General features: G+C 47.3%; 17 protein-coding genes. 9 read left to right on the top strand and 8 right to left on the bottom strand.

Annotation, left to right across the window (positions count from 1 at the left end; genetic code table 11):
• Positions 1–71 precede the first annotated feature (71 nt).
• The 6 genes from BC343_RS30850 (at position 72) to BC343_RS24400 (ending at position 5,157) form a co-directional block, all read left to right on the top strand.
• Positions 72–395 carry a hypothetical protein gene (locus BC343_RS30850; RefSeq protein WP_143822333.1) on the top strand — a complete coding sequence of 108 codons (324 nt, stop codon included), beginning with the start codon at positions 72–74 and terminating at the stop codon, positions 393–395.
• Positions 376–1,125: an adenylate/guanylate cyclase domain-containing protein gene (locus tag BC343_RS24420; protein ID WP_078350415.1), complete on the top strand. Its 750-nt coding sequence runs from the start codon at positions 376–378 to the stop codon at positions 1,123–1,125. Before BC343_RS30850 ends, BC343_RS24420 begins: the two co-directional genes overlap by 20 nt.
• Before the next feature lie 42 nt (positions 1,126–1,167).
• A complete protein-coding gene (locus tag BC343_RS24415) occupies positions 1,168–1,770 on the top strand; it encodes an FMN-dependent NADH-azoreductase (RefSeq protein ID WP_078350414.1) in 603 nt (200 codons plus the stop codon).
• A 187-nt stretch (positions 1,771–1,957) separates the two neighbouring features.
• Positions 1,958–2,947 carry an alpha/beta hydrolase gene (locus BC343_RS24410; RefSeq protein ID WP_078350413.1) on the top strand — a complete coding sequence of 330 codons (990 nt, stop codon included), beginning with the start codon at positions 1,958–1,960 and terminating at the stop codon, positions 2,945–2,947.
• Between the two features lie 315 nt (positions 2,948–3,262).
• Positions 3,263–3,694 (top strand): hypothetical protein, encoded by a 432-nt coding sequence (locus BC343_RS31250; protein ID WP_078350412.1) that lies wholly within the window; start codon positions 3,263–3,265, stop codon positions 3,692–3,694.
• Positions 3,695–3,732: 38 nt separating this feature from the next.
• Positions 3,733–5,157, top strand: a complete 1,425-nt coding sequence (locus tag BC343_RS24400) for an aldehyde dehydrogenase family protein (protein WP_078350411.1) — start codon at positions 3,733–3,735, stop codon at positions 5,155–5,157.
• A 128-nt stretch (positions 5,158–5,285) separates the two neighbouring features.
• Here the strand turns inward: BC343_RS24400 and BC343_RS24395 are convergent, their stop codons facing one another.
• Positions 5,286–6,167 carry a LysR family transcriptional regulator gene (locus BC343_RS24395; protein WP_162276931.1) on the bottom strand — a complete coding sequence of 294 codons (882 nt, stop codon included), beginning with the start codon at positions 6,165–6,167 and terminating at the stop codon, positions 5,286–5,288.
• Positions 6,168–6,243: 76 nt separating this feature from the next.
• Between BC343_RS24395 and BC343_RS24390 the strand changes: the two genes are divergently transcribed.
• The 3 genes from BC343_RS24390 to BC343_RS24380 are packed head-to-tail and all read left to right on the top strand — an operon-like array spanning position 6,244 to position 8,413.
• Complete coding sequence (locus BC343_RS24390) at positions 6,244–7,473, top strand: MFS transporter (RefSeq protein WP_162276930.1); 1,230 nt, start codon at positions 6,244–6,246, stop codon at positions 7,471–7,473.
• Positions 7,470–7,991 carry a GNAT family N-acetyltransferase gene (locus BC343_RS24385; protein WP_078350408.1) on the top strand — a complete coding sequence of 174 codons (522 nt, stop codon included), beginning with the start codon at positions 7,470–7,472 and terminating at the stop codon, positions 7,989–7,991. The genes BC343_RS24390 and BC343_RS24385 overlap by 4 nt, the downstream gene beginning before the upstream one ends.
• A 41-nt stretch (positions 7,992–8,032) precedes the next feature.
• Positions 8,033–8,413, top strand: a complete 381-nt coding sequence (locus tag BC343_RS24380; RefSeq protein WP_078350407.1) for a hypothetical protein — start codon at positions 8,033–8,035, stop codon at positions 8,411–8,413.
• A 252-nt stretch (positions 8,414–8,665) separates the two neighbouring features.
• Here the strand turns inward: BC343_RS24380 and BC343_RS24375 are convergent, their stop codons facing one another.
• The 7 genes from BC343_RS24375 to BC343_RS24345 all read right to left on the bottom strand — a co-directional run bounded on the left by BC343_RS24375 (position 8,666) and on the right by BC343_RS24345 (position 22,166).
• Positions 8,666–9,157, bottom strand: a complete 492-nt coding sequence (locus tag BC343_RS24375) for a hypothetical protein (RefSeq protein ID WP_078350406.1) — start codon at positions 9,155–9,157, stop codon at positions 8,666–8,668.
• 234 nt (positions 9,158–9,391) lie between these two features.
• Complete coding sequence (locus BC343_RS32010) at positions 9,392–9,508, bottom strand: hypothetical protein (RefSeq protein WP_394333390.1); 117 nt, start codon at positions 9,506–9,508, stop codon at positions 9,392–9,394.
• Between the two features lie 983 nt (positions 9,509–10,491).
• Complete coding sequence (locus tag BC343_RS24365) at positions 10,492–13,821, bottom strand: glycoside hydrolase family 2 protein (RefSeq protein WP_078350405.1); 3,330 nt, start codon at positions 13,819–13,821, stop codon at positions 10,492–10,494.
• Between the two features lie 125 nt (positions 13,822–13,946).
• The gene (locus tag BC343_RS24360; protein WP_078350404.1) at positions 13,947–14,651 is read right to left on the bottom strand and encodes a DUF3823 domain-containing protein; all 705 of its coding nucleotides are present in this window, start codon (positions 14,649–14,651) and stop codon (positions 13,947–13,949) included.
• A gap of 17 nt (positions 14,652–14,668) precedes the next feature.
• Entirely contained in the window at positions 14,669–16,456 is a 1,788-nt protein-coding gene (locus tag BC343_RS24355; RefSeq protein WP_078350403.1) for a RagB/SusD family nutrient uptake outer membrane protein, read from the bottom strand.
• 9 nt (positions 16,457–16,465) lie between these two features.
• Complete coding sequence (locus BC343_RS24350) at positions 16,466–19,570, bottom strand: SusC/RagA family TonB-linked outer membrane protein (protein ID WP_078350402.1); 3,105 nt, start codon at positions 19,568–19,570, stop codon at positions 16,466–16,468.
• A gap of 334 nt (positions 19,571–19,904) precedes the next feature.
• Complete coding sequence (locus BC343_RS24345) at positions 19,905–22,166, bottom strand: GH92 family glycosyl hydrolase (protein ID WP_078350401.1); 2,262 nt, start codon at positions 22,164–22,166, stop codon at positions 19,905–19,907.
• Positions 22,167–22,359: the final 193 nt, after the last annotated feature.

Genomic DNA, 22,359 nt, shown 5'->3' with positions numbered 1-22,359 from the left:
CGTTCCCCGGCCGGGTGTTGCTGAACTTTGTGGTGTTCCGGTAAAGGAATACAAAACAAAGTTAACAAGGCATGAACGCAGCAGCTATTTTCCGGACAGCTTTTGATCCTGTACGTTACCGGCCATCGGCATTTTTGCCGCGCCTTTATACGAGAACGCTGCACTATCCCGGGAAATATGATCCCCGCGCAGGCAAAGCCCGGGGACTTGCCCAATACTCCCGGCCGAATCTTAAACTCAGTTTACGTTTTTCATTTCAGGCCGGACCCCTTACCCTACTCAGCGAGACCAAAGCGGAAGAAATAACAGCATTTCAAGGTAAAAGCGAGGATAGCGGGTATTCATTTTTTCAGAAACCGCTCAAATTATCTCATTATGATAACAGAAAACACTAAAAGGCTTCAGGCTTGTACCAGGCTTGAAGATGATCAGATATACTGCCCCGGCCTCACACCAGGAGAGGGTACCGGTGAAGTGTATCATCTCGGAAAGGAACAGGAGCTTGCGCTCTTATTCCTGGGCCTATATGGCTACACATCCCTTATAGAAGAAAACAATAGTTACGATGCCCTTTTCGTGGCCCGCCACTTTCTTGAAGAGTCAGCCAAAACCGTGAGGATACACGGCGGCCAGATCGTTGAAGTTGCAGGAGACTGTATTTATGCTGCATTCGGGGGCCAAACAGCGCCTGATGTTGCGGTGCAGTCTGCCCATGCTGCGGCAATAACTATTCTGTCTCTACTGGATTCTTTCAATGAAAAACATCTTACCGGAGGCCGCAGCGCTGTTGCGGAAGCCGGCATCGGGATACACAAGGGAAAAGTCATTGTAGGCTTATCCGACCTGACAGGTAAAGAACAGATGGCCATTATGGGCCCTGCAGTAAATGTGGCAGCAGGGATACAGGCGGAAACCAAAACGTTAAATAATAACCTGCTCATTTCTGCTGATGCCTGTCGGTTGCTCCATCAAAAGTGCCGCCGCTACAGCGCCGCAGAACTTAACCTCCGCGGGATACCTCAACCGGTCAAGGTTTATCTTTTGGGAAAACCATATGAGACGGCATCCGGGCCTGTCCCCCCTGTTCAGCAAGACCTTTCATTCTACATGGCTATCGCCGGTTAATTATTAGAGTAACAAATTAAAGCAAACACATTTTAAACAGACATGAAAAATATCCTTCATATCATTTCGAGCCCGCGCGGCGAGTCTTCCTTCAGTATCAAACTTGGAAAAGCCATCGTTGAAAAAATTCAGAATGTTTATGCGGGGAGTTCGGTTACAGAATATGGCCTCATCTCAAAGAACTTCCCTCATCTTGAAGAACATCACGTCAGGTCTTTCTACACGCCTGCAGAAGAAAGAAGCCCGGAAGCGGTAGCGGCACTTGCCCATTCTGACGAAGCGATCAGTGCGATACGCAACGCAGACTTTATAGTCATCGGCGCCCCCCTTTATAACTTCGGGATACATTCTTCACTAAAGGCGTGGATCGATCATATTACCCGGATCGGCGAGACCTTTAAGTACACAGAGAAAGGGCCGGAAGGCCTGATCCACGGTAAAAAAGTGTATATCGCGATGTCCTCGGGTGATGTTTATTCACATGGAGAAGCAGCCGGCTACGATTTTGTAAGCCCCTATCTAAAAACGATACTCGGCTTCCTGGGCCTTACTGACGTCACAGTATTCCGTATTGAGGGAACAGCTATCGACGGCATTAAAGAGGGCGCGGTGGAAAAAGGGATAAACAGCATCCTCATTGACTGACCGGATCCGAAACGCCCTCCTTTCTGATGCATCAAGGCTGTTTTTCCGAAGACAGCCTTTTTCTTTATACCGAAAGCTTTATCTCATCAACGGAGAATCTTGACTTTTATCAATTATTCGTATCAAAAGGCGGCCTAATTTTACATCATCTGCTCCGGGCAGATGCCTATCTAAAAACAATACGAATATGACAGCAAAGCAAACTCCCGTTGCGGTTTCTGAAGACCCCGCAATTTCAAAATCAACCAAAGCCTTCCTGGCTGCACTGAACGGGCCGGGTGGCCCGGGGCTGGAAACACTCTCACCGCAGGAAGCCCGTGAGGTACTTGTACAAGCCCAACGTTCCGCAGAAGTGGATTATTCCGGTATCGAAGAAACTAAACTGGATATCAGCGCAGACGGTTATCAGATCAGGTTAAACATTGTGAAGCCGGAAAAACCCGGAACGGCACTGCTGCCCGCTTTTATATTTATCCACGGCGGCGGCTGGGTACTGGGTGATTACCCAACACATAAAAGAATGGTCCGCGACCTTGTCGTGTTATCCGGAGCAGCCGGCGTATTCGTCAATTACACCCCTTCGCCCGAGGCGCAATATCCGCAAGCCGTCAACGAGATCTACGCCGCTTCAAAATGGGTCGCTGAAAACGGTGCGTCCATAGGCATTGACGGCGGGAACCTGGCTATTGTCGGTAACAGTGTCGGCGGTAATATGACCGCGGTTACTGCAATAAAAGCGAAGGAAAACGGGGGGCCGCTGTTCAAGGTACAGATCCTGATGTGGCCTGTAACAGATGCCACCTTCGACTGGGATTCTTATCACTTGTACGGAAAAGACAGATTCCTGACTGCTCCGCTGATGCAATGGATGTTCGACAATTACACGCAGGACCCGGCACAACGGAAAGAAATATATCTTTCTCCTCTAAATGCTACTCCGAGCCAGCTGATAGGGCTGCCGCCTACTCTGATACAGGTTGCCGAAGCCGATATTCTGAGAGACCAGGGTGAAGCATACGGCCGTTTGCTGGACGAAGCAGGCGTGCCGTGCACGACGATCAGGTACAATGGAATGATCCATGATTTCGGTTTATTAAATCCGCTGGCACATCTTCCGCAGGTGAGGTCGCTTTTTGTCCATGCTGCTGCGGAACTGAAAAAGTTTTTGGGTGTTTAATTTTCATGTGTGGCCCGTCCGTAAAGGGCGGGCCTTTTTCCATGTAACGCGGGCACATGAACCCTCCTTCTGTGGCAAGAAAAGCCGGCGCAGTTCTCCCTGTAGCAGTGCCGTAAGGATATGCACTTTATGCTATTTTTTTTGCACGGGACATGGAAAATATGCCAGGATGCACGAGGGTATCTGCCAGCTACTAAACCCGGAGAGCGGTTTAACAGGGCTTATTACCTGTTTAGGAAAGCCTTCAGGGGCAGGACGCCAGGCCTATAGCCTGTGATATTGGAAAACCTTTAATTAACAATTATAATTTTATCGATGAAAACCATTAAATTCCTTCTCTACTACCTATTCTTAACCAATGTACTTATTGGCATATGGGCGTTGTTCTTCGCCTATTCATTTTACGAAAACTTTCCAGGCTTCGGATTCCACTGGATCAGTATTTTCGGCCCCTACAATGATCACCTGGTGAGGGATGTCGGCGCGTATTTCATCGCGATGGGCAGCCTGCCCATGTACGCCATCATCAAACCGGAGGAGAACAGGATACAAGTGGCCGCCTATGTGTCACTTGTTTTCGGTATCCCCCACCTCGTTTATCACCTGATGATGATGGGCATGTTTCCCACACTTGCTGATAAGATCGTTGGCGTGACATCGCTTTCGCTGCCTGTACTCTTCCCTGCCATCATCCTGCGGGTGCTGGGAAACATCAAACACGGCGCTCCCTACTCATCTTCCCTATAGCTTCAGGATTTAACACAGTAACCTTAAATAATAATAAAATGGAAGCAATAACTGAAATCGACCAGATATACATCAATGGAAAGTTCGTAACACCCAACGGAACCGAAGTGCAGAGCCTTTTCAATCCTTCTACGGCGCAGATCATCGGCCGGGTCAGGTTAGGCAATGCAACAGATGTTGACCATGCTGTCAGCGCTGCAAAAGCGGCATTCAAGATGTATTCAGGCTACACTATCGAACAAAGAAAATCGATACTTGAGAAAATATACCATGCGATATCAGCAAACCAGGATAAACTGAATGAAGCGGCAGTGGCCGAATACGGCTCGCCTCTGGCAGCAACTAAATTCAGGACAAGCCTTGCCGCGCAATTTTTCATGGATGCAAGCCACGCGCTCGACGAAATCGAATTTGAAAAGAAATTCGATAAAGCCGTTATTGTAAAAGAGCCCGTAGGTGTGGTTGCTGCCATTACGCCCTGGAATGCCGATTACATCCACATGTGCGGGAAGATCGCCCCGGCGCTGGCCGCAGGCTGTACGGTGGTGATCAAACCCAGCGAATTCAATGCGATCGAAACGCAGCTTCTTACAGAATGTTTCCGGGATGCCGGCATTCCGGATGGCTTGATCAATATCGTCAACGGAACAGGTGCGGTGGTTGGAAGCGCGCTTTCTTCGCATCCCGACGTTGCACTCGTCTCTTTCACCGGTTCTACCCAGACCGGAAAAACGATATCCAGATCCGCGGCAGATACAGTTAAAAGGCTGGTGCTTGAACTTGGCGGCAAATCGCCGAATATCCTCCTGGATGACTGTGATTTCGAAGCAGCGGTCCCAAGGGCGCTGCTCATCGCATTCAGCAACAGCGGACAGGCATGCCACGCCGGAACAAGGCTCATCGTCCCGGAAAATAAGCTTCCCCTGGTTTCTGAATTGCTCATAGATGCAGTGAACAAACTGAAGATCGGGGACTTGTTTGCAGAGGATGCGCAGATCGGCCCGATGGTCAATGCCCAGCAGTACCAGAGAGTGCAGTCTTACATACAAAAAGGTATTGATGAAGGTGCTACCCTACTCGTCGGCGGCCCGGGGCATCCTGATGGCCTGGAGGGATTCTACGTCCGGCCCACTGTGTTTACCAATGTAAGCAATGACATGGCCATCGCAAGGGAAGAAATATTTGGCCCAGTCCTGTCCGTGCTCACCTATCGCAGTGAAGAGGAAGCGATCAGTATTGCGAACGACTCGATATATGGCCTTTCCGCATATATCAGCAGCGGCGATGCAGAACGCGCGAAACAGCTTGCAAAAAAGATCGAATCGGGCAGGGTTATCATCAATTCCGTGGTCAACTCCGAGCCGAAAACTCCTTTCGGCGGGTTTAAGCAGTCAGGAATAGGCCGGACGGGCTGGACTTACGGTATCGAGATGCATCTCGAACCGAAAGTGATCGCCTTTTGACGCGTTGCCACAGGATATTTTGTTGATATATGGAAAGAATTCCGCAGACAGTTGCGGAATTCTTTTTTCAGTTTAATGTAGTCGCTGTAAATCAATTAATTAATAACCAGAACGGACACCGGTAACAGCTATGTAAGTCCCGGGAGCTGCCTGCGCAACTGGGCTGTGAACTCCTTCGCGGCTTTTTTTTCATAAGCACCGGATAGCCTGACGAATGCCGCTTTTCTCAGCAGGTTTTTCTCTTTTATGGGGATCGTGTGCAGCGAGCTGTTGCGTACCGTTACCTCTACCATTATACTATACCAGCGCCCCGTTCTGACAAGATCAAGGACAGCGGAGATATCATTGATCTCCATTTTAAAATCAGGTTTCAGCCGATGATTTCTGAACAGGCGCAGAAAAAAGTGGTCAGCGCTATGCTCCTTGGTGGCAATAGCCAGCGGAAGCGCGGCGATATCTTTTAATGACACGGTTTTATTTCCTTTAAAATGCGAGTCATCGGCACAAATCAGGGCCATGGGAGAACTAAAAAGTGTATCATAGGCCAGTGCCTCATCCTCAGGTTCGCCGAAGAATACCAGCGCAAGATCCAGATCGTACGACCGTACTTTTTCCATCAGCTCATCGGAGGTGCCGAATACCGCACGGACGCTGATCCCCGGAAACCTTTCACTGAATTTGATCAGCACCGCAGTGAACAGGCTTCTGAGTCCGTAGGTCACACCTATTTTAAGTGTACCGGTATGCATATCGCTGAGATCTTTCAGCAGAACGGCCCCGTCATTTGCCTTTTTCAGGCTCTCTGCAGCGAACTGATAAAACAGCTCGCCGGCTTCTGTTACGGTTATCCGCTTACCAAAACGGTCGAACAGCAATACCCCAAGCTCATCTTCCAGCTGCTTCACCTGCTGAGAGAGGGTGCTTTGTGTGATATTCAGGCTTCTGGACGCTTCCGTGAAGCTGCCCAAGTCTTTTGTTCTTACAAAATAGCGCAATTGCCTAAGTTCCATCCTTATCGTTTTTACCGATGCCATGCATCGAAAAATACCATTTTGCCAATATAGCAGATTGCCGGAACTTTGTGAAATGAAAACGATCAGTTTATCGTTGAAGGAAACTACACCTTCATTATTCACGAACCTGGGGCTGGGAGCCGGGCAGATATTGCTTTGGGGTGGCTCCTACTTCATCCTGTCCGTACTTTCAAAACCAATCATGGTGGAAACGGGATGGACCTACCAGATGGTTTACGGGGCATTATCCTTTTCACTGGCCATTTCAGGGCTGGTACTGCCCGCCGTCGGGCGTATGATACAATCGCTTCAGCGCAACCATATGCTCAGATATACCGGACTGGTGATGGCCGGAGGATTGACCATTATGGGATTATCAAAGAATTATCCGATGTTCCTGCTGGCATGGGCAATAGCCGGTATCGCCATGGGTATGGGCTTGTACGACGCTCTTTTTGCTTCTATCGGGAAATATTTTGGAAAGAGCACGAGAAATATGATCGTTAAGGTTACCCTGATCTCCAGCCTGGCACCGACCATTTCCTGGCTGATCACCTCATACCTGCTTGGGCATTTCGGCTGGCGCGATACCTGTTTCATATACGCTGCTGCCTTGGCCTTAGGGATATTGCCTCTTCATTTTTCACTATTCCCGCCAACTGCCGCGGCTATTGATGAAAGCAATAAAACTCCGCAAGAGGATGCCGCAGGCCCTGAACCGAAGCTATTTCTTTTACTCATCAGCAGTTTTACGCTGGGTGCTGTGCTCACCACCGGTATCATCCTCAACCTTATCGATATCCTCACCGGGAAAGATATCACGATGGCTGCATCACTGGCAATCATCTCATTTCTTGGCCCGAGCCAGGCGGGTGTCCGTTTACTCGAACTGGTTATGCCGTCTGCAACACCGCTGAAGATGTCTGTCATATCAGCCTTAGCGATGCTCGCAGGTGTGATTTTACTGATGGCCGGCAATAGCCTGGCAATTCCGGGAGTCATCCTTTTCGGCATGGGAAATGGTATGCGGTCTGTAGTGAGAGGGACGCTGCCGCTGTCTCTTTTCGGAGAAAAAAGCTACGCGGTGCTGATCGGAAAACTCGGGCGCTGGCCACTCATTGCACAGGCGGTAACGCCGGTCGTTGCCGGCGTTATCATGCAGAAGTTGGGCAGCATGCATTTCCTCGGGGTATTTCTCGCCATTGCGCTGGCCAACGCTTTAGTGTCGATGGCAATTTACGGGGCGGCAAAAAAAATAAAAGAGAACAATCCACCATTACAACAAATAAAACAAAAGATATGAACTACGAATTCCAACAGGCAAAACCCGGTGACCTGGAAGCGATCTGGGAAATAATGCTTTTTGCTATCAGTAAAAGAAAGGCTGAAGGCAGTGGCCAGTGGCAGGATGGCTACCCTAATCCGGCAGTAATAGAAAACGATATAAAACAAAGAACGGGTTTCGTGCTATTGAAAGACGGGACTATTGCCGCGTATGCCTCGATTGCTAAAAACCAGGAACCGGCTTACGAAAGGATACAAGGCAAATGGCTTACAAGCGGCGATTTCCTAGTTGTACACCGGATCGCCGTTTCATCAGAACACGGAGGAAGGGGTATTGCCGGGCAGATCATGGGGTTTGCTGAAAGTATGGCACTCCGGCAGGGGATACACAGTATAAAGGCAGATACAAACTACGACAATGCTGCCATGCTGAAGACATTTGACAAAAGAGTATATAAATATTGCGGCGAGGTCTCAATCCGCGGGCAATCCAGAATGGCTTTTGAAAAACAGCTTGCATATACTCAGGGAAACTGATTTTTCAACGATCCTGTTATTTTCAACAACTCTGGCGATCGATGATAAGTGGTTTTATTTTAAGGCGAGGACACTCCCCTATACCGGACCATTACAAACTTTCGGATTTCGTTTCGTTTGAAAAAGATAACAGTGCTGGTTATAAGGGTCGCTGCTCGCCGCAGCAGGAAGCAAATATCTATCGCTGGCTGAAAGCGCAGGGCTTCGGTATCAGCGCGCAGGACGATGAACTGCTGATCTTCCGTCGCACAGGTGAAGAGATCCGCCCGGCCTCCGTGATCACTATGAAGCGAAACTTCCTCAATTTCCTGGAGACGGCGAGATTCATCGGCCTCGGAAATGGTATAGTCCTGAATGACCTGATCAACTGGTTTTACGACACTCCGCCCTTAAGAGAAACGAATGCTTCCTCAGCTGCTTAAAAGACGACCTGAGCACGGAGGAGTCTTTTTTCTTTCGAGCCATCTGCGCATAAATCTTCTTACATTGTTCATTGATCTACAACAACTTCAGTAAGCTGTGATCAAAATGATTTCGAGATACGGATTCGAAAAAAAGCCGGACCTAAAAATTACATGTCAGCAACATTACCCTTGCAGAACGCTAACGACAGGAAGATACTGTATGTCTGATCATAGTTTTCCCCTATCTTGTCATGATTCTTAAATGCCGGCTTACAGCAGCAGGGTCATTTTGTTACCATCCTTAAGGCCGCTTACGCCGCCGCCTGTATACCTGACCGTATACCGGTGTGCAGAAAGCTCGTACTTATCAGCGAGGCTGATCATCGTTTTGACACTGCTGTGCGCAGGAACGATCGTAAAAGCCGAAGCGGGCGGCGGCATTACTCGCCTTGCCATAGCGCCCCTGAATGCTGCTTCCTCCCCTTTTTCATCCATGATCCTGAAATATTTACCGATCGCCGGCTCAAAGGGTGTTTCCCACTTACAGAAACGTAAAGGCTTGTTTGTAGGGTTCGTCACGGTAAACACTAGCATGGCGCTCCCTTTGCCGCTGTTATTCCCGGGCTGAAGACGGACTTCGAGCTTTTGCGCCTCACTGATATAGGACTGTTCATTTTTTGTGTCGCCGGCGGTCTTTTGAGTGCGACAAGCTGATAAAACGATAGTTGCGGCGATGAATGAAATATTAATCTGACGTATCATAATTTATTATTTTAAGACGATCGGAACCGATGTTGTTTTAAACGGATAAATCAATTATCAGGCCTAACCTTACTGCAGGGATTACGTGATCAACCGCGAGGCTGAAACAGCTGTCACGGGTGTTATTTTTAAAACGGTGATTACCAGTCAGTAAATTTTATGTTAAAAACCGGAGCGGAGGATTGCAGGCAGATAAAATTACTGAAAGATGATGCCCGGCGGCAACGGCACGCTTTATACCTTGGACGGCGAGAGCCCATACGCCCGTCGGAAAGCATAGGTAAAATGGGACAGGTCTTCAAGTCCAAGTTTATTATAGATTTCGGAAGGACGCTTACCTTCTTCCTTGATGAGGTAGTATGCCTGCCCCAGCCGCCACCTGACAAGCCAGCGGCCGGGTGAAGTACCGAATATTTTTTAAAATCCCGTTTAAACGTACGAGGCTTCTGTCCGTCAGAAAAGCGAGTCTTCCTATATCGGTCTTGATAAACGTGATACGCCTTAAGAAGCAGCGGAACGATTGGTGAAAGATGACCTTAATTTTTTTTAGGTGATAGACCAGGTTGGCTTCAGATCGCGCGGAGCCTTCAGCCATAATTTTATAAAGCAGTTCGGTATTGCCCCAATAGAATTCGTGAAAACGCAAAAGGGGAAATAAGTCAGCACTTACGTTTTGTTTGCCCTTCCTGTCATATATATTTTTCAGTTCAATACCATAATCTTTACTTTTCTATTTTAAACGCGTTAACTTTAAGCCCCGCAATTTATCGTCGGTAGGAAATATCGATGAATCCGATTTCTTACTCTTTAAATCTTCTTTTTTATACTCTCGTTCGTTTTCAAATTAGGTTCAATGAAAATTAAAACGAAATCTACCTATCTTAACGATTTTTTGCTAAATTTACTCTATAAGCATTAGCGAAAATTGAATATATTTTGAGGTGACCTATTCGGTTACCTAGAAAAGCGAAAGAATATAAAGCATTGATTCAGAGAGCACAAAAGCCTTTCGATTGTTCCCTCCCTCTCCGGAATTAACATATCAAACTTTACAAAAGAGCCCTTAAACACAAGATTTAAGGGCCCTTTTTGATTTAAGACAACACCAAAGTATTTAAGCGCTCGCATTCCTGAAGTGACCTATGAGAGACCTTCAACGAACGTCGGTCAAAACATATGCATTTGCGACCGTATATATACTCCGACAAGTATATTTCTTGACTACTTTCTTTAATCCATCGACCGATCATTACTTGATCTTCCCTGAATCAACCAGGTTTCTATAATAACATCGGACCTCGCCTGTTATCTTGATAGGAAGGTACACTTGTGTATTAATATAATCTATAAGCAACAACCTTCATTTGTTTACTTAAAAAACGCTTGTCGTTGCTGCTCAGTTTTATTTTCATTTTTCGGCCAGGAGCTGCATTAACCGTTTCTATCAAAACATGATTCCAGCCTTTTTCAAGAGGCATGGCTTTATAAGTGTTGCCCAAAGGCTTTTGGTTTAGAAATACATTTATGCCGCTATTGGTTATTACATCAAGGTCAACTTTGGGCATGTCTGGCTCAAGTAGCAAATTTGATAACGACCGCGGGGTATAAACCCAAAAGCTGTAATAACCCACTCCCTGTGCCTTATCCTGATAAGCTACCGGGCTGAAATTACTTTCCTCATCAGCATCGGCCAATTTCCATTTTTGCCCGTTAGTAATTTCTCCGGGTATAAAATTAACACCTGCCTTTTCGTTACCGGAGGTTTCGCTTCCAGGCTCAAAAGGCAAGTTGGCAGACGTTTCGAACGGGCCTAAAAACAATGCCTTTTTCAGGAACCCTTCTTCGCTTATCAAACTTTTTGCTGTCCCTGCGGATTCATTGGGTGCTACCCCAAGATTTGTCAACATCTTGCTGATAATACCGGGTGCCGACTTATACATCAGCAATGGGTTCACAGCCATCACGTATATTCCGCCTTTAGCCGCAGGTAAAAAAACCAAAGTGTTGCCATCTGGCTTGGCTTCCCGCTCGCTACGGATCACAGCAGCCGTTTTCAGGTATTCTGCCTGTTTATTCCATACTCCCCAATCGGTATTAGCAGCGGTTAATATCGTTTTCCCCTTTGCTACTAACGGCCCTGAAAGGCCGTACCGCCCCACCGGCTCATTCGCTAACTCAGAAAAGTAAAGGTCGCTGTCGCATAAATTATTCATGATCGCATCCGCCTCCTTGATCAAATAAGAGGTTGATGGCCGTTCCGTAATATCAACGGGTAATGGTAGCATCGTATTTATTTTTTCTTTCGATGCCGGGGTAATTCCCCAGATCAATACCTTCCCTTCTTTTTTTAAAACCTCGTCCTTCAGCTTTATACTTTCCGCATCTATGGGGGGATGGATGCCATCTATCACTAACAAAGGTACCTTGCCTTTCTCAGGTTTACCGGGCGTAAAGCCTGCTTCAGTAAAAACATGTTGCATGGTCGAATCCGGGTCTGCCGAGCGGAGCATCAAATAAGCGTTAGCGGGCGGAGGTATGGGTGCACTTGCCGGCATTGAAGTAGGTTTGCTTTCCGCTATCGCACCGGTATCAGCGAATGAGCGCTGGACCGCATCAAAAAGAGCCCATTTTTTATAGAGTGGGAGATGCGGATCATACCCGGGATTTAGTGTAGTGGTGTATGGTCCGAGGCGTTCGGGCTGTATACCCCTCTTCCCCTCTTCATATGGCCTAAAAAATACACCATCGGTTGGGGTTGGTTTTCTTGTGGTATCCGCCAGGCCCAACTCTAAAGGCTTCACACTATACCAAACAATATTAAATATGGATAAATAAGAAGCGTGATAACGTTTTTGCGCGTTAAGAAGTTCAATGGCTTCGGTAGCAAGCCCCTGCATCCTACCCTGCTGCGAACGGTAAGAAACATTGCCGTTATATTCGGCGGTTTGCTTAGGCGTTCCGTAATAAGCCATTCCTGCTTCGCCTATGCCCCATGGTCTGCCTTGTGACGACCAATCCCTGAATGTATTTTCGTCGCCATAGTGCCCGATAACCACCGGCAGATCGGTAGGTTCATTGGTTTCGCCATCGCCGGATATCCAGGTTCTTGTCGGGTCTAATTTACGAGTGATGGCCACCCATTTATTGATCTGTGCTACTTGTTTTTTCACTAACGAATCGGGCGCGTTAAATACATTCAACGCTACCGCCATGGTCTCATTGCATACGCTCCAGCCAAAAACCGACGGATGATTCCTGTCGCGCAGTATGAACCGTTGGAGATGCGCGTCGGCGTTCTTCCAATATTCGCCGCCATCGATCTTAGGGCCGCCATCACTTGCCCAAAGGGCGGTTTCGTCGAGCACACATATGCCCATTTCATCAGCCATATCCAGGTAGAACGCAGGATACGGTTGTGCGTGCAGCCGCACCGCATTTGCCTTAGCATCTTTCAACATCGAATACCATGCCCAGGCGTATCGGCGCGTCATCTGCGGTATTCCCATGAAATGCCAGGAATCTCCCTTTAACTGAATAGGCTTTCCGTTCAACTCCAGTTGTTTGTTGGCTATCAAAAATTGCCGCCAGCCAAACCTTGTATACTGTTTATCAACTACGGAACCCTTGTACGAACTGCTGATCACCAAGCCATACAAATTAGGCGTTTCAGGCGCCCATTGATTTAACCTGCGGTTTACTTTTAGTTTTAAAACAACCTCTTTATCGCTATTAGGTGCTATAATAATGTTCTTAGCGCCGACATTGAGAACACTTTTGCCAAGTTTCCATTTCACTTCCGGCGCCTCAATAACACTTTTTCCGGCCAGGTTTATCCATGGCGATATGGAACCCGACAAGTTAATTACACGCTGCCTTGTAGTTGTGTTCTTTAGAGTTACGCGGATAGCCAGCGTATCTTTATCTACGAATGGTTGAATATAAGTGCTTGCTACATATACCGCAGGCTTGACCAGAAGATCAACATCCTGCCATATGCCGCGCACATGCTGGCCCCAAAAAGAACCTCCAACAAATATCCGGTTCCCGAATTTACCGGGTTGGTTTAGCAAACGCCCGTCGGCCACCCACAGGCTGAGTTCATTTTCGCCCTGTTGGTTCAACAAGGTGGTCACATCCACTTCGAATGGTAAAAAAACATCAAAATTTTCTGCGATCTTTTTCTTATTGAGGTAAACCTGCGTAAAACCGCCCACGCCTTCAAACCTCAGGATCAACCTTTTCCCGGCCCACCCTTTACGAAAAGTGACTTTGCGGGATAGCCAGCCAGCCTGTATATCTTCCCATTTTTTGGGATAGCTTGGATAGGTAACAAAATCGCCGCCCGCTATCCTCTCTGTGGCGAAACTATTTACATTCCAGGGCGAGGGCACCTTAACCGGCGTTGTTTCCCAACCATTGCCCGGCGGGTAAACGGGGTTCTTTATTTGATCCCTGGAAAGTTGATCGGCATTCCCGAGCGGATAGAACCGCCATGAACCATTCAGCGATACCACGTCTCTGAAGCTCGCCTCCGGCGCTGTTACCGACTGCTCGGTGGGCGCAAAACCTGCCAAAAACTGCGTTTTTTGCCCAAAGCCATTGTAAATAATGCCAAATAAGAAGAGGATAGTAAAAAAGCTTTTTGCTTTAACAGGATGTAACATAAATACAGGTAAATATTAAGCCATTAAACGAAATAGCGGGAGTGCGCAGGCGAACCTCGGCCTTAACAGATCAAAAACCGTGTTATGCCATTTGGATGGCATAACACGGTTATAAAGGGTACAAATTAGGGGATATCTACTTTTACAACGTCGGTGTAATTATAGCGGCGCGACACGTTATCTTCAGACCGTGCGCCCACCCTGATATAAAAGGTCCGGCCGGAAGTGAGCGGAACAGTGGCGGTGTAAGTGGTCGCCAGTATCACATCATCGGCCACGCCCTGCAGATCATTGGTTTGGCTTAACTTGTTATCGAACGACGAATTAGTTGCTTGCGAAGTGTTTGATACGAACACCTTGGCATCAGTGATCTTGAAGGTTGTAGAAGGCCTTTCGATCTTGTAACTTACCGTTACGCTGGTTCCGGCAATTGATGTATTTAGCAACTTCACCCTCAGAAAGGGTTTCACTTTAAAGGTGAGGTCAGCTTCGCCTGATAGATCGATCTTCTGAGGCTCGGTAAGCGGTATAAAAGGGCCATCAACCGGTGTTACATCGTATTTACCTTTAAAAATTTTGGTATTCCGGAAAGTACCGTCCGGCTTCACCCAAAAGTATTGTGGTATCGGGTTATCGTTCCAATCGGTTTGCAGCAACCTGATCCGGGTACCGTCGGGCTGTTCTGTGAACAGGGGCTCGTTGGTATCAGCGTCAATTATTTTGCCGGCCAGGGTTTTGTCCGGTTCAGGGTAGTTGTCCACCTTAGTGCAGCCTCCTGCTAAGGCAGCGGCTAACAGCAATATGGTTATGCAGATCTTATTCTTTTTCATTGTCTTATACTGATATTTTAATAAAGTGGATTTTGAACCAGCAAAGGATTCCTGTTGATCTGGTCGCCGGGTATGGGCTCATAGTAGAATTTAACCTGGAAAGTGAACCTCGACTTTGTTAGCTCATCATCCTTTTTGAATATGTATTTATTCTCGTCGAACACGTAATAGGGAAAAAGCACTTTGTAAATACGGTTATTGAATTCCTTATCGGCCACGCGCCACCTGCGGTTATCCCACCAGCTATGATTCTCAAAAGCCAGCTCCTTACGGCGCTCGTTACGCACCGAATTCACGTTAAGCTGTGCAGGCATCAGCACAGGCGCACCGGCTCGGTCGCGTATGTCGTTCATCGCATCAAGGGCTTTCTTTTCGGTTTCAGAAGTTCCCAGTTCAACACCTGCTTCAGCTTTATTCAATAAAACTTCAGCATACCGTATGTCTATCCACGCCTGGTCTGAACGCCACAGGCTTAGGTCGCCCTGCGGAAGATCGGAGTTTTGGTATTTGCGCACATAAAAGCCCGTGCCGGTAGAGCCACCTATACCCATACCGCTGAGGCCAACAACCCGTTTTCCATTGTAAAGGACATCTATACTACCTGCGGTTTTAAGCGCTGTGCTGTTGGCGGCTTCATCGCCATTTTTGTACGACGGATAAATACCGCGCTGTACGTCGATCACCTCATTGCGAAACTTATCGCCCGGGAAAATAACAGAAGCGCGGAGTCGAGGCTCGGCATTTTTGAACAGGTCCATACGATCGTTAAAGCGGATGGGGAAGCCGTTATCGTCATTTACTTTTAGTTCGCCATAAAGCTCCACATAATCTAAAGTGGGGTTAATGAACGATCCGTAGCCACTCACAAATTGCTTCGGCGCGTTCAGGGCATCCCACGAATGGGTTTTATCCGGGTACTTGTAATCTTTTATAAAAATGTTCTCCGGGCTGTTCCGGTCCAGGAAAAGGTTCACATAGTTTTGGTACTTATCGGCGTTAACGCGATACAAGCTGTATTTACCCTCCAACATAACTGCGGCATCATAACTTTTTTGAAAATAGCTTTGTGCCTGGCCAGATGGGATACCCAATAAGCCACTTAACTGCATACTTCCATATTTTGCAATAGAACCGGCGTACAACATCGCTCGGGATTTTAAAGCCAAAGCAACATTCCTGTTCGCGCGCCCTGTGGTAGCATCGTCTGCGCTTACATCCGGCATAAGCTGGATGGCCTGGTTGAGGTCTTCCTCTATGAATTTATAAACATCTTCTTCGCTGCTGCGGGGTATACGAAGCTCGTCCTGCGATGAATTAAAGGGATCCTGCGGCGTTTTGGCAATAGGTACCCCGCCATACCGCTTCACCAGGTCGAAATAAAAGTACGCCCTTAAAAAATGAGCTTCGCCGAGGTAAGCATTGGCTTGTGCTTCAGAAAAATTGGAAGAGTTTTTTGGTAAAGTTTCCAGCAGGTAATTGATCTTGCGGATCTTGTCGTAAGGCCAATACCCAAAGCTGCCGTGCTCTATCGAGCCCCTGAAAACGTAATCGATCTGCAGGAACTCGGCCGTAAAAAGGCCCAGTGCAGGAAACGGCGGGAATGCATTGAAACCATCGTTAAAATTATACCTAAAATCCTCTATGGGCAGTTCCGCATAGATCGGGATCAGGTAAGCGCCCACACCTGCATCGGTGCTGAATACATCCTTATCTTTCAGGATATTTACCGGGGCGATATCGAGTTTGTTGCATGCCGTTACAATAAACAGCGGCAGCAGTACTAAAAGTCTTTTTAAATATTTCATGGCTTTATTTTAGAAACTAATGTTTATGCCGGCGTTATAAGTTTTGTTCATTGGGTAGGTGTAGCCGTATATATCGGAGGTATGCTCGGGGTCGAGGCCTCTTATACCGGTGAAGGTGGCCAGGTTATAACCGTTGAGGTAAAAACGGGCTCGTTTAACCCCGATCTTGCTCGTCCAGGCTACAGGGAATGTATAGCCGACTTCGAGGCTTTTCAGGCGTAAGTAAGCAGCATTTTGTACCGAGCGCTCAGAATTACCGGCCGGAAGCGTGCCTGTGTAAGCATAATATCCGGGAACCCATTTCGTATTTGGGTTGTATATATCCGTAGTAGGCACTTCGGGGTGCCACCTGTCCATAAACATCTTCAATGCACTGGCGCTTCCGCCAAAAGCAAGCGGTTCTTTCAGCATTTCGGGGTAGTCAACATTAACCAGTGCAGCACCCTGCCAAAGCATGCTGAGGTCAACACCTTTATAACTTGCTGATACGTTCAGCCCAAAGTTGATCTTTGGGATATTCCTTTGCACTACATCGTTCTCCTGGACACCTTTTGTAGCGATCGGGTGCTCGTCCCAGCCATCAATTATGCCGTCACCGTTCCAATCGGTGTACTTATAGTCTCCGGGGAGGGTACCGCGATTACCACCGCCGTAGTTCACGGGCGAATTGTATATTTCGCTGTACGACTGGAACTGCCCCTCGTAACCCAGCCCCCACCAAACATCGTTGTAGCGGTTATTGGGGTTATTGCGCCAGTTCTCATAAGCATTGCCATAAGCGCCAACTTCCTGGTAACGCAGTTTTGTACGGGCATAGCCAATGTTAGCACCAATGTTGTACCCTACAGCACCAATAACGTTACGGTGCGTAAGATTGAGTTCGATACCCTGGGTGCGGTCGCTGTTCAGGTTTTCCTGCGGCAGATCGGCCCCTACTGTACCGGGCAAAGTGCCCAGCCTGGTGCCAAGCAGGCCGTTGCCATCTCTCCTGAAGGCATCTACCTGTATGCCCAGCAAACCTTTCCACAGTTCAAGATCCACACCAATGTTGGATGTGGTGTAAGTGTACCAGGTGATACTGGTGTTAGGCAGCCCTTTATCTTCCAGGCCGTTCACCAACTCGCCGTTCCACAAATAATTTCCGGACGGGAAGTTATAACCCGACAGGAATTGGTAGTTTACCGCGTCTTCGTTACCAAGCTTACCATACGAGCCTCTTATCTTGAAGTTGCTGATGGCCGATAATGCTGAGCTATTTTTGAAAAAGCTTTCTTCTGACACGCGCCAGCCTAATTCTACACTCGGAAAAAGCCCCCACTGCTGATCGTTCCTGAACCTTGAAGATCCATCATATCTAAAGCTTACGGTTGCCAGGTAGCGCGAAGCAAAATCATAATTTAAGCGGCCCACAAATGCTTTCCTTGCCCAGTCGGATAACCCATTCACATCTTGTGTGCCCATCTGGTTGGATGAGTTACCCGCAAAAAGCTGGTCTATTTTGAAAGCCAGTTCGCGGTAGGCGTTGAAGTTATCGCCTTTTCCGGTAGTTTCTTCATACAAGGCCAAGGCACCTATGGTATGCTTTTTAAACGATTTGCTGTAGTTAAGCTGAAATTGCATGAGGTAAGTAGACCCACGGTTAAAGCCCCTTGAAATACTCATTGGCGTGTTGAAAGTCCTTGAGTCGTAGGTTTTATTGCCCGGATCGTAGGTGTACAGGTCGTAAGGTAGCTGATAACCTTTATACTCAGATGAGTTGTAATCGTAACTATAAAAAGCACGGGCATTAAGGCCGGGAATAAAAGGGATCTCGTAATTCAGGCTAACTGAGCCCTGAAATAGGATATTATCGTCACGTTTATAACCCGAGAGGTCTGCCCGCGAAGTTACCAGCGGGTTATTGTCATCTCTCGCTGCCCCGGGATAAGATGGATTGTTGTTGGCATACAGATCGGTAATAGGTAGCTGGCCAAAAATGCTTTTGAACATTACCCAGGTATCTGTCCACGGCTGGTTTTTTGTATCCTTTAAGCCCGAAAGGCGCATTTCTGCTGTCAGGCCTTTGGCTATCTTAGCTGTAACGTTAGAGCGTAAATTAAATTTTTCATAATTCAGGTCGCCGCTTTTCCAAAAGCCCTGCTGGCTGAGGTGCCCTAAACTGAGGTAGTAATTAGAATTTTCCCCTCCGCCTGTTGCCGTGATATTGTGCTGGTTTTGCGGCACCGAACGATCCAGTACCGGGGCATACCAGTCCGTAGTTTTTTTGTTGCCGCTCCTGTAAAGGTTAAAATCATCCTCTGTATACCTCACCACAGGGTTATCCAGGCTATGCCCGAATTTCTCGTTCATCAATGTCATATATTCAATGGCATCAACAGTAGGCTCGAGGCCAACGGGGCGCTGAACGCCAAAGTTGCCGGTGTAGGTCAATTCGGACTTGCCTTTTTTACCGGACTTGGTAGTAACCAGTATCACCCCGTCCGCCGCGCGGACACCATATATGGCTGCCGATGCATCTTTCAATACTGAGATATTGTCGATATCGTTAGGATCGAGGCGCTCTAAATTTCCCCGGGGTACCCCATCAATAATGATGAGCGGGTTCCTGCTCGCGCCCCTGATGCTCAATATGGTATTGAAAGAACCGGGTTCACTGCTCTTCTGCGCAATATTCAATCCTGGTATCTTTCCGGTAAGCGAGTTAAATACGTTCTCGTTTTTTGTGGTGACCACATCTTTCCCGGAAATGGATGCTACTGCGCCGGTTAACGATACCTTTTTTTGCGTGCCGTAACCCACTACGACGACTTCCTGCAACCCCTTATTTACAGGAACCAGTGCTATGGTTATATCGGCTTTGCCGTTGGCCTGCACATCTTTGGGCTCGAAGCCCATAAAATTCACAACAAGTGTGGCGGGTAGTTTAGCGGCCTTGATGGAGAATGAGCCGTTCGTTGTGGTGGTTGTTACGACATCCTCCCCGCTCACCTTAACAACGGCGCCGGCCAGCGGTTGGCCCGTGTCGTCTACAACCTTACCATTAATTGTGGAGCCTTGCCCATAAACCGCCAGGGCAATACACCACATAAAAAAGATAAATAAAATTCTTTTCATGCTTTTGGGTTTTAATTGGTTTATTAATTGGATAGCAAATAAAATTTGAAAGATTAGCAAAGGATTAAAAAAGCATTAATGCCAGTTAGCAATTCCATAAATATCTTATTTACAGCAAATTAATTTATTAATAAAATATTGCAATCGATTGATATATCTTATCCGGAGAAACTCGTCACTAACTACCGTTCCTTATTAGCGATTATAGATAAGTGATGATATGGATGTATTATTGGTGGCTATCTTGAAGATACAGGCATGGCCAAACTTATTAGGCGTCCAAAAAAAAGAGGCAGGGATGTACCCCGCCTCACCTGTTAAAATTGTACCATTGCTATTTTTTCAGCCCCCAACTTTTATTTGGCTTGGGGCCCATTACAAATGTTAATTCTCCCCCACCCATAATATCGGTATGCCTAAAAAAGGGCGTATCAAGCACAGCTCCGTTTAGGGTAGCGCTTTGGATGTATTTATTTTTAACCGAGTAATTTTTAGCGGTAACTTTAAACTGCTTGCCGTTTTGCAAATTGATGGTTACCTGTTCAAATACCGGGCTGCCTATAGTGTAGGCGGGGACGCCGGGAGTAACAGGATAAAAGCCCGTTGACGAAAAAACAACGAAAGCCGTCATGCCGCCGCCATCTTCGTCGCCCGGGATGCCAAAGATGTTGTCTTTGAACCAAACATCAAGCAGCATTCGGATACGCTTTTGCGTTTTCCATGGTGACTTGGTATAATTATACAAATAGGGAATATGAAAGCTTGGTTCGTTACCCATTGAATACTGGCCAACAATACCGGTAAAATCAGGGAATTTAACTTGCAGGTCTTGTTTAGAGCGGCCCAGGTCTTCGCGAAACAATTGATCCAGCCGCTCCTCGAACTTTTCATGCCCTCCCATCAGCCCTATCAGCCCGGGAATATCGTGCTGTACCTGCCACATATACGTCCAGCCGTTATTTTCATCATAATAATCGCGGCCACCCGGCCCGCCGTCAAACTTGGGGTCTATTGCTATCCATTGCCCTTTATCATCTTTTGGCATAAACATTCTTTCATTGGTGTTCCACAGGTTTTTATAATTGAGGGCCCTGCTACCGAACTTGATGGCATCATTACTGCGGCCAATTTTAGTGGCGTATTGCGCAAGCGCCCAGTCATCGTAACTATGCCCCAGGGTAACTGCTACCGCCTGCCGCTTTTCAAATTCATCCACCATTAAATTCGTTTCCTTTTCGCCCGGATGCAGGGCCGGGAAATAACCCTTACTGTAGTAAAAATCTTCCAGCGGGCCTTTCGGTCCGTTTCGCCAGGGCAGCATGGTCGCCTGTGTGGCATTTTTTAGCAGCCCCTGGTAAGCCTTATCTACATCGAAGCGTCTCAGCCCTTTATTAAGTGCATCCGTGAAAACTACAGCAGAATGAAAGCCATTCATGCAGGCATGGTCGCCAAACAGAACCGGGAACGTAGGCATCCATCCGCTCTGGCCGAACATGTTTACATAGGAATTTAAAATATCTTCTTCTTGTACTGGATTAAGTATCGTTCGTAACGGGTGGTGCGCCAGGTAAGTATCCCACATCCAGTCGTCAACGTAAAAGGGCCTGTTACTTTTATGTGTTTTTTTATCATAGCCGCTGTAGTATTGCCCATCTTCAAGGATATCCACCGGCCGCTCGTAGCAGCGGTAAAGCGCCGAATAAAAGGTACGTTTTTGCGCATCAGTTCCACCGGATACCTGTATTTGGCCAATTACTTTTTGCCAGGCGTCTTGTCCCGAGGCTTGCAGATCATTCAACCCGGCATTAGCTAACTCGTTCAAGTAATTCTTTTTGGCCTGCGCGGCGCTCACTAAGGAAACTGCATACTTAAAGCCTATTGTTCGAGATGTTGAACGCGGAAAAGAAAGCCAGGCCCGGGCATTATTCCCTGTTACTTCGGTTGTATTAACAGCTTTATCGCCGGTAAGGGTTCCAAATTCTGCATGCTCGCTTAAAACGGCGTACACGTAAACTTTAATGTCACCATGATAAGTTTCTATGCCTGTTATTTCGTTACCTGAGATGGCCCGCCATTCTGCTGGGCCATCGTTGTACGTACTCAATAAAATATGTTTGTCGGCATTCTCCGGAAAATCAAACTGAAAGATCCCTGCCTTTTTGCCCGGCGCATACTTTACAGAGATATCTTCATCTACCAGGTAGGTGGAATACTCCCATGGCCGAAGTACCTCCAGATCATGATCATAAGCCATCCGCGCACTGAAGCTACTATCGCTAACCCTACCGGCAGAAGGTTTTACAGAAAATGCCTGCCCCAACCTATGCGATAATATGATCAAAGGGAAGCTGCTGATCTGATCGTCTATATAGTCTTTTCGGATAGGAAACATGCGCATCATTTGATTAGGCAACTGAACGGTGGGCCGGGTAGGCTCTAATAACTGCCCAACGTTTCCTATAGATGGGTCGATGTACTTCAAGTTACCCGGCTCTGCTGCCTGCTGGGCCCATGCGGTGGAATTGCAGGCAAAAGTTAATGATACGGCAAGGCATACGATCTTAAGCCCCGCCCGGAGTGTTTGAGTTTTAAACATGTTAGGTTTTAATGAGTAATAAAATACCGGCACCCGCCTCTTAAACAATATGGCGGGCGGCTGCCGTTGTTGGCGGCAGTTGCTAAGTACATTTAATACATTAAAAAAAACTTAACAAATAATTAGAATAGCGGGCACGTACAAAGTTTGGCAACTTTCGGGTATAATAATGTTACAGGTATTTTACACAAAA

This window comes from Mucilaginibacter pedocola (assembly GCF_002013915.1).
Taxonomy (GTDB): Bacteria; Bacteroidota; Bacteroidia; order Sphingobacteriales; family Sphingobacteriaceae; genus Mucilaginibacter; species Mucilaginibacter pedocola.
This window is presented reverse-complemented; position numbering and strand designations above follow the sequence as displayed.

Coding starts and splice junctions, on each gene's coding strand:
- BC343_RS30850 (WP_143822333.1), top strand. CDS start 72: ATGAACGCAGCAGCTATTTTCCGGACAGCTTTTGATCCTGTACGTTAC.
- BC343_RS24420 (WP_078350415.1), top strand. CDS start 376: ATGATAACAGAAAACACTAAAAGGCTTCAGGCTTGTACCAGGCTTGAA.
- BC343_RS24415 (WP_078350414.1), top strand. CDS start 1,168: ATGAAAAATATCCTTCATATCATTTCGAGCCCGCGCGGCGAGTCTTCC.
- BC343_RS24410 (WP_078350413.1), top strand. CDS start 1,958: ATGACAGCAAAGCAAACTCCCGTTGCGGTTTCTGAAGACCCCGCAATT.
- BC343_RS31250 (WP_078350412.1), top strand. CDS start 3,263: ATGAAAACCATTAAATTCCTTCTCTACTACCTATTCTTAACCAATGTA.
- BC343_RS24400 (WP_078350411.1), top strand. CDS start 3,733: ATGGAAGCAATAACTGAAATCGACCAGATATACATCAATGGAAAGTTC.
- BC343_RS24395 (WP_162276931.1), bottom strand. CDS start 6,167: ATGGAACTTAGGCAATTGCGCTATTTTGTAAGAACAAAAGACTTGGGC.
- BC343_RS24390 (WP_162276930.1), top strand. CDS start 6,244: ATGAAAACGATCAGTTTATCGTTGAAGGAAACTACACCTTCATTATTC.
- BC343_RS24385 (WP_078350408.1), top strand. CDS start 7,470: ATGAACTACGAATTCCAACAGGCAAAACCCGGTGACCTGGAAGCGATC.
- BC343_RS24380 (WP_078350407.1), top strand. CDS start 8,033: ATGATAAGTGGTTTTATTTTAAGGCGAGGACACTCCCCTATACCGGAC.
- BC343_RS24375 (WP_078350406.1), bottom strand. CDS start 9,157: ATGATACGTCAGATTAATATTTCATTCATCGCCGCAACTATCGTTTTA.
- BC343_RS24365 (WP_078350405.1), bottom strand. CDS start 13,821: ATGTTACATCCTGTTAAAGCAAAAAGCTTTTTTACTATCCTCTTCTTA.
- BC343_RS24360 (WP_078350404.1), bottom strand. CDS start 14,651: ATGAAAAAGAATAAGATCTGCATAACCATATTGCTGTTAGCCGCTGCC.
- BC343_RS24355 (WP_078350403.1), bottom strand. CDS start 16,456: ATGAAATATTTAAAAAGACTTTTAGTACTGCTGCCGCTGTTTATTGTA.
- BC343_RS24350 (WP_078350402.1), bottom strand. CDS start 19,570: ATGAAAAGAATTTTATTTATCTTTTTTATGTGGTGTATTGCCCTGGCG.
- BC343_RS24345 (WP_078350401.1), bottom strand. CDS start 22,166: ATGTTTAAAACTCAAACACTCCGGGCGGGGCTTAAGATCGTATGCCTT.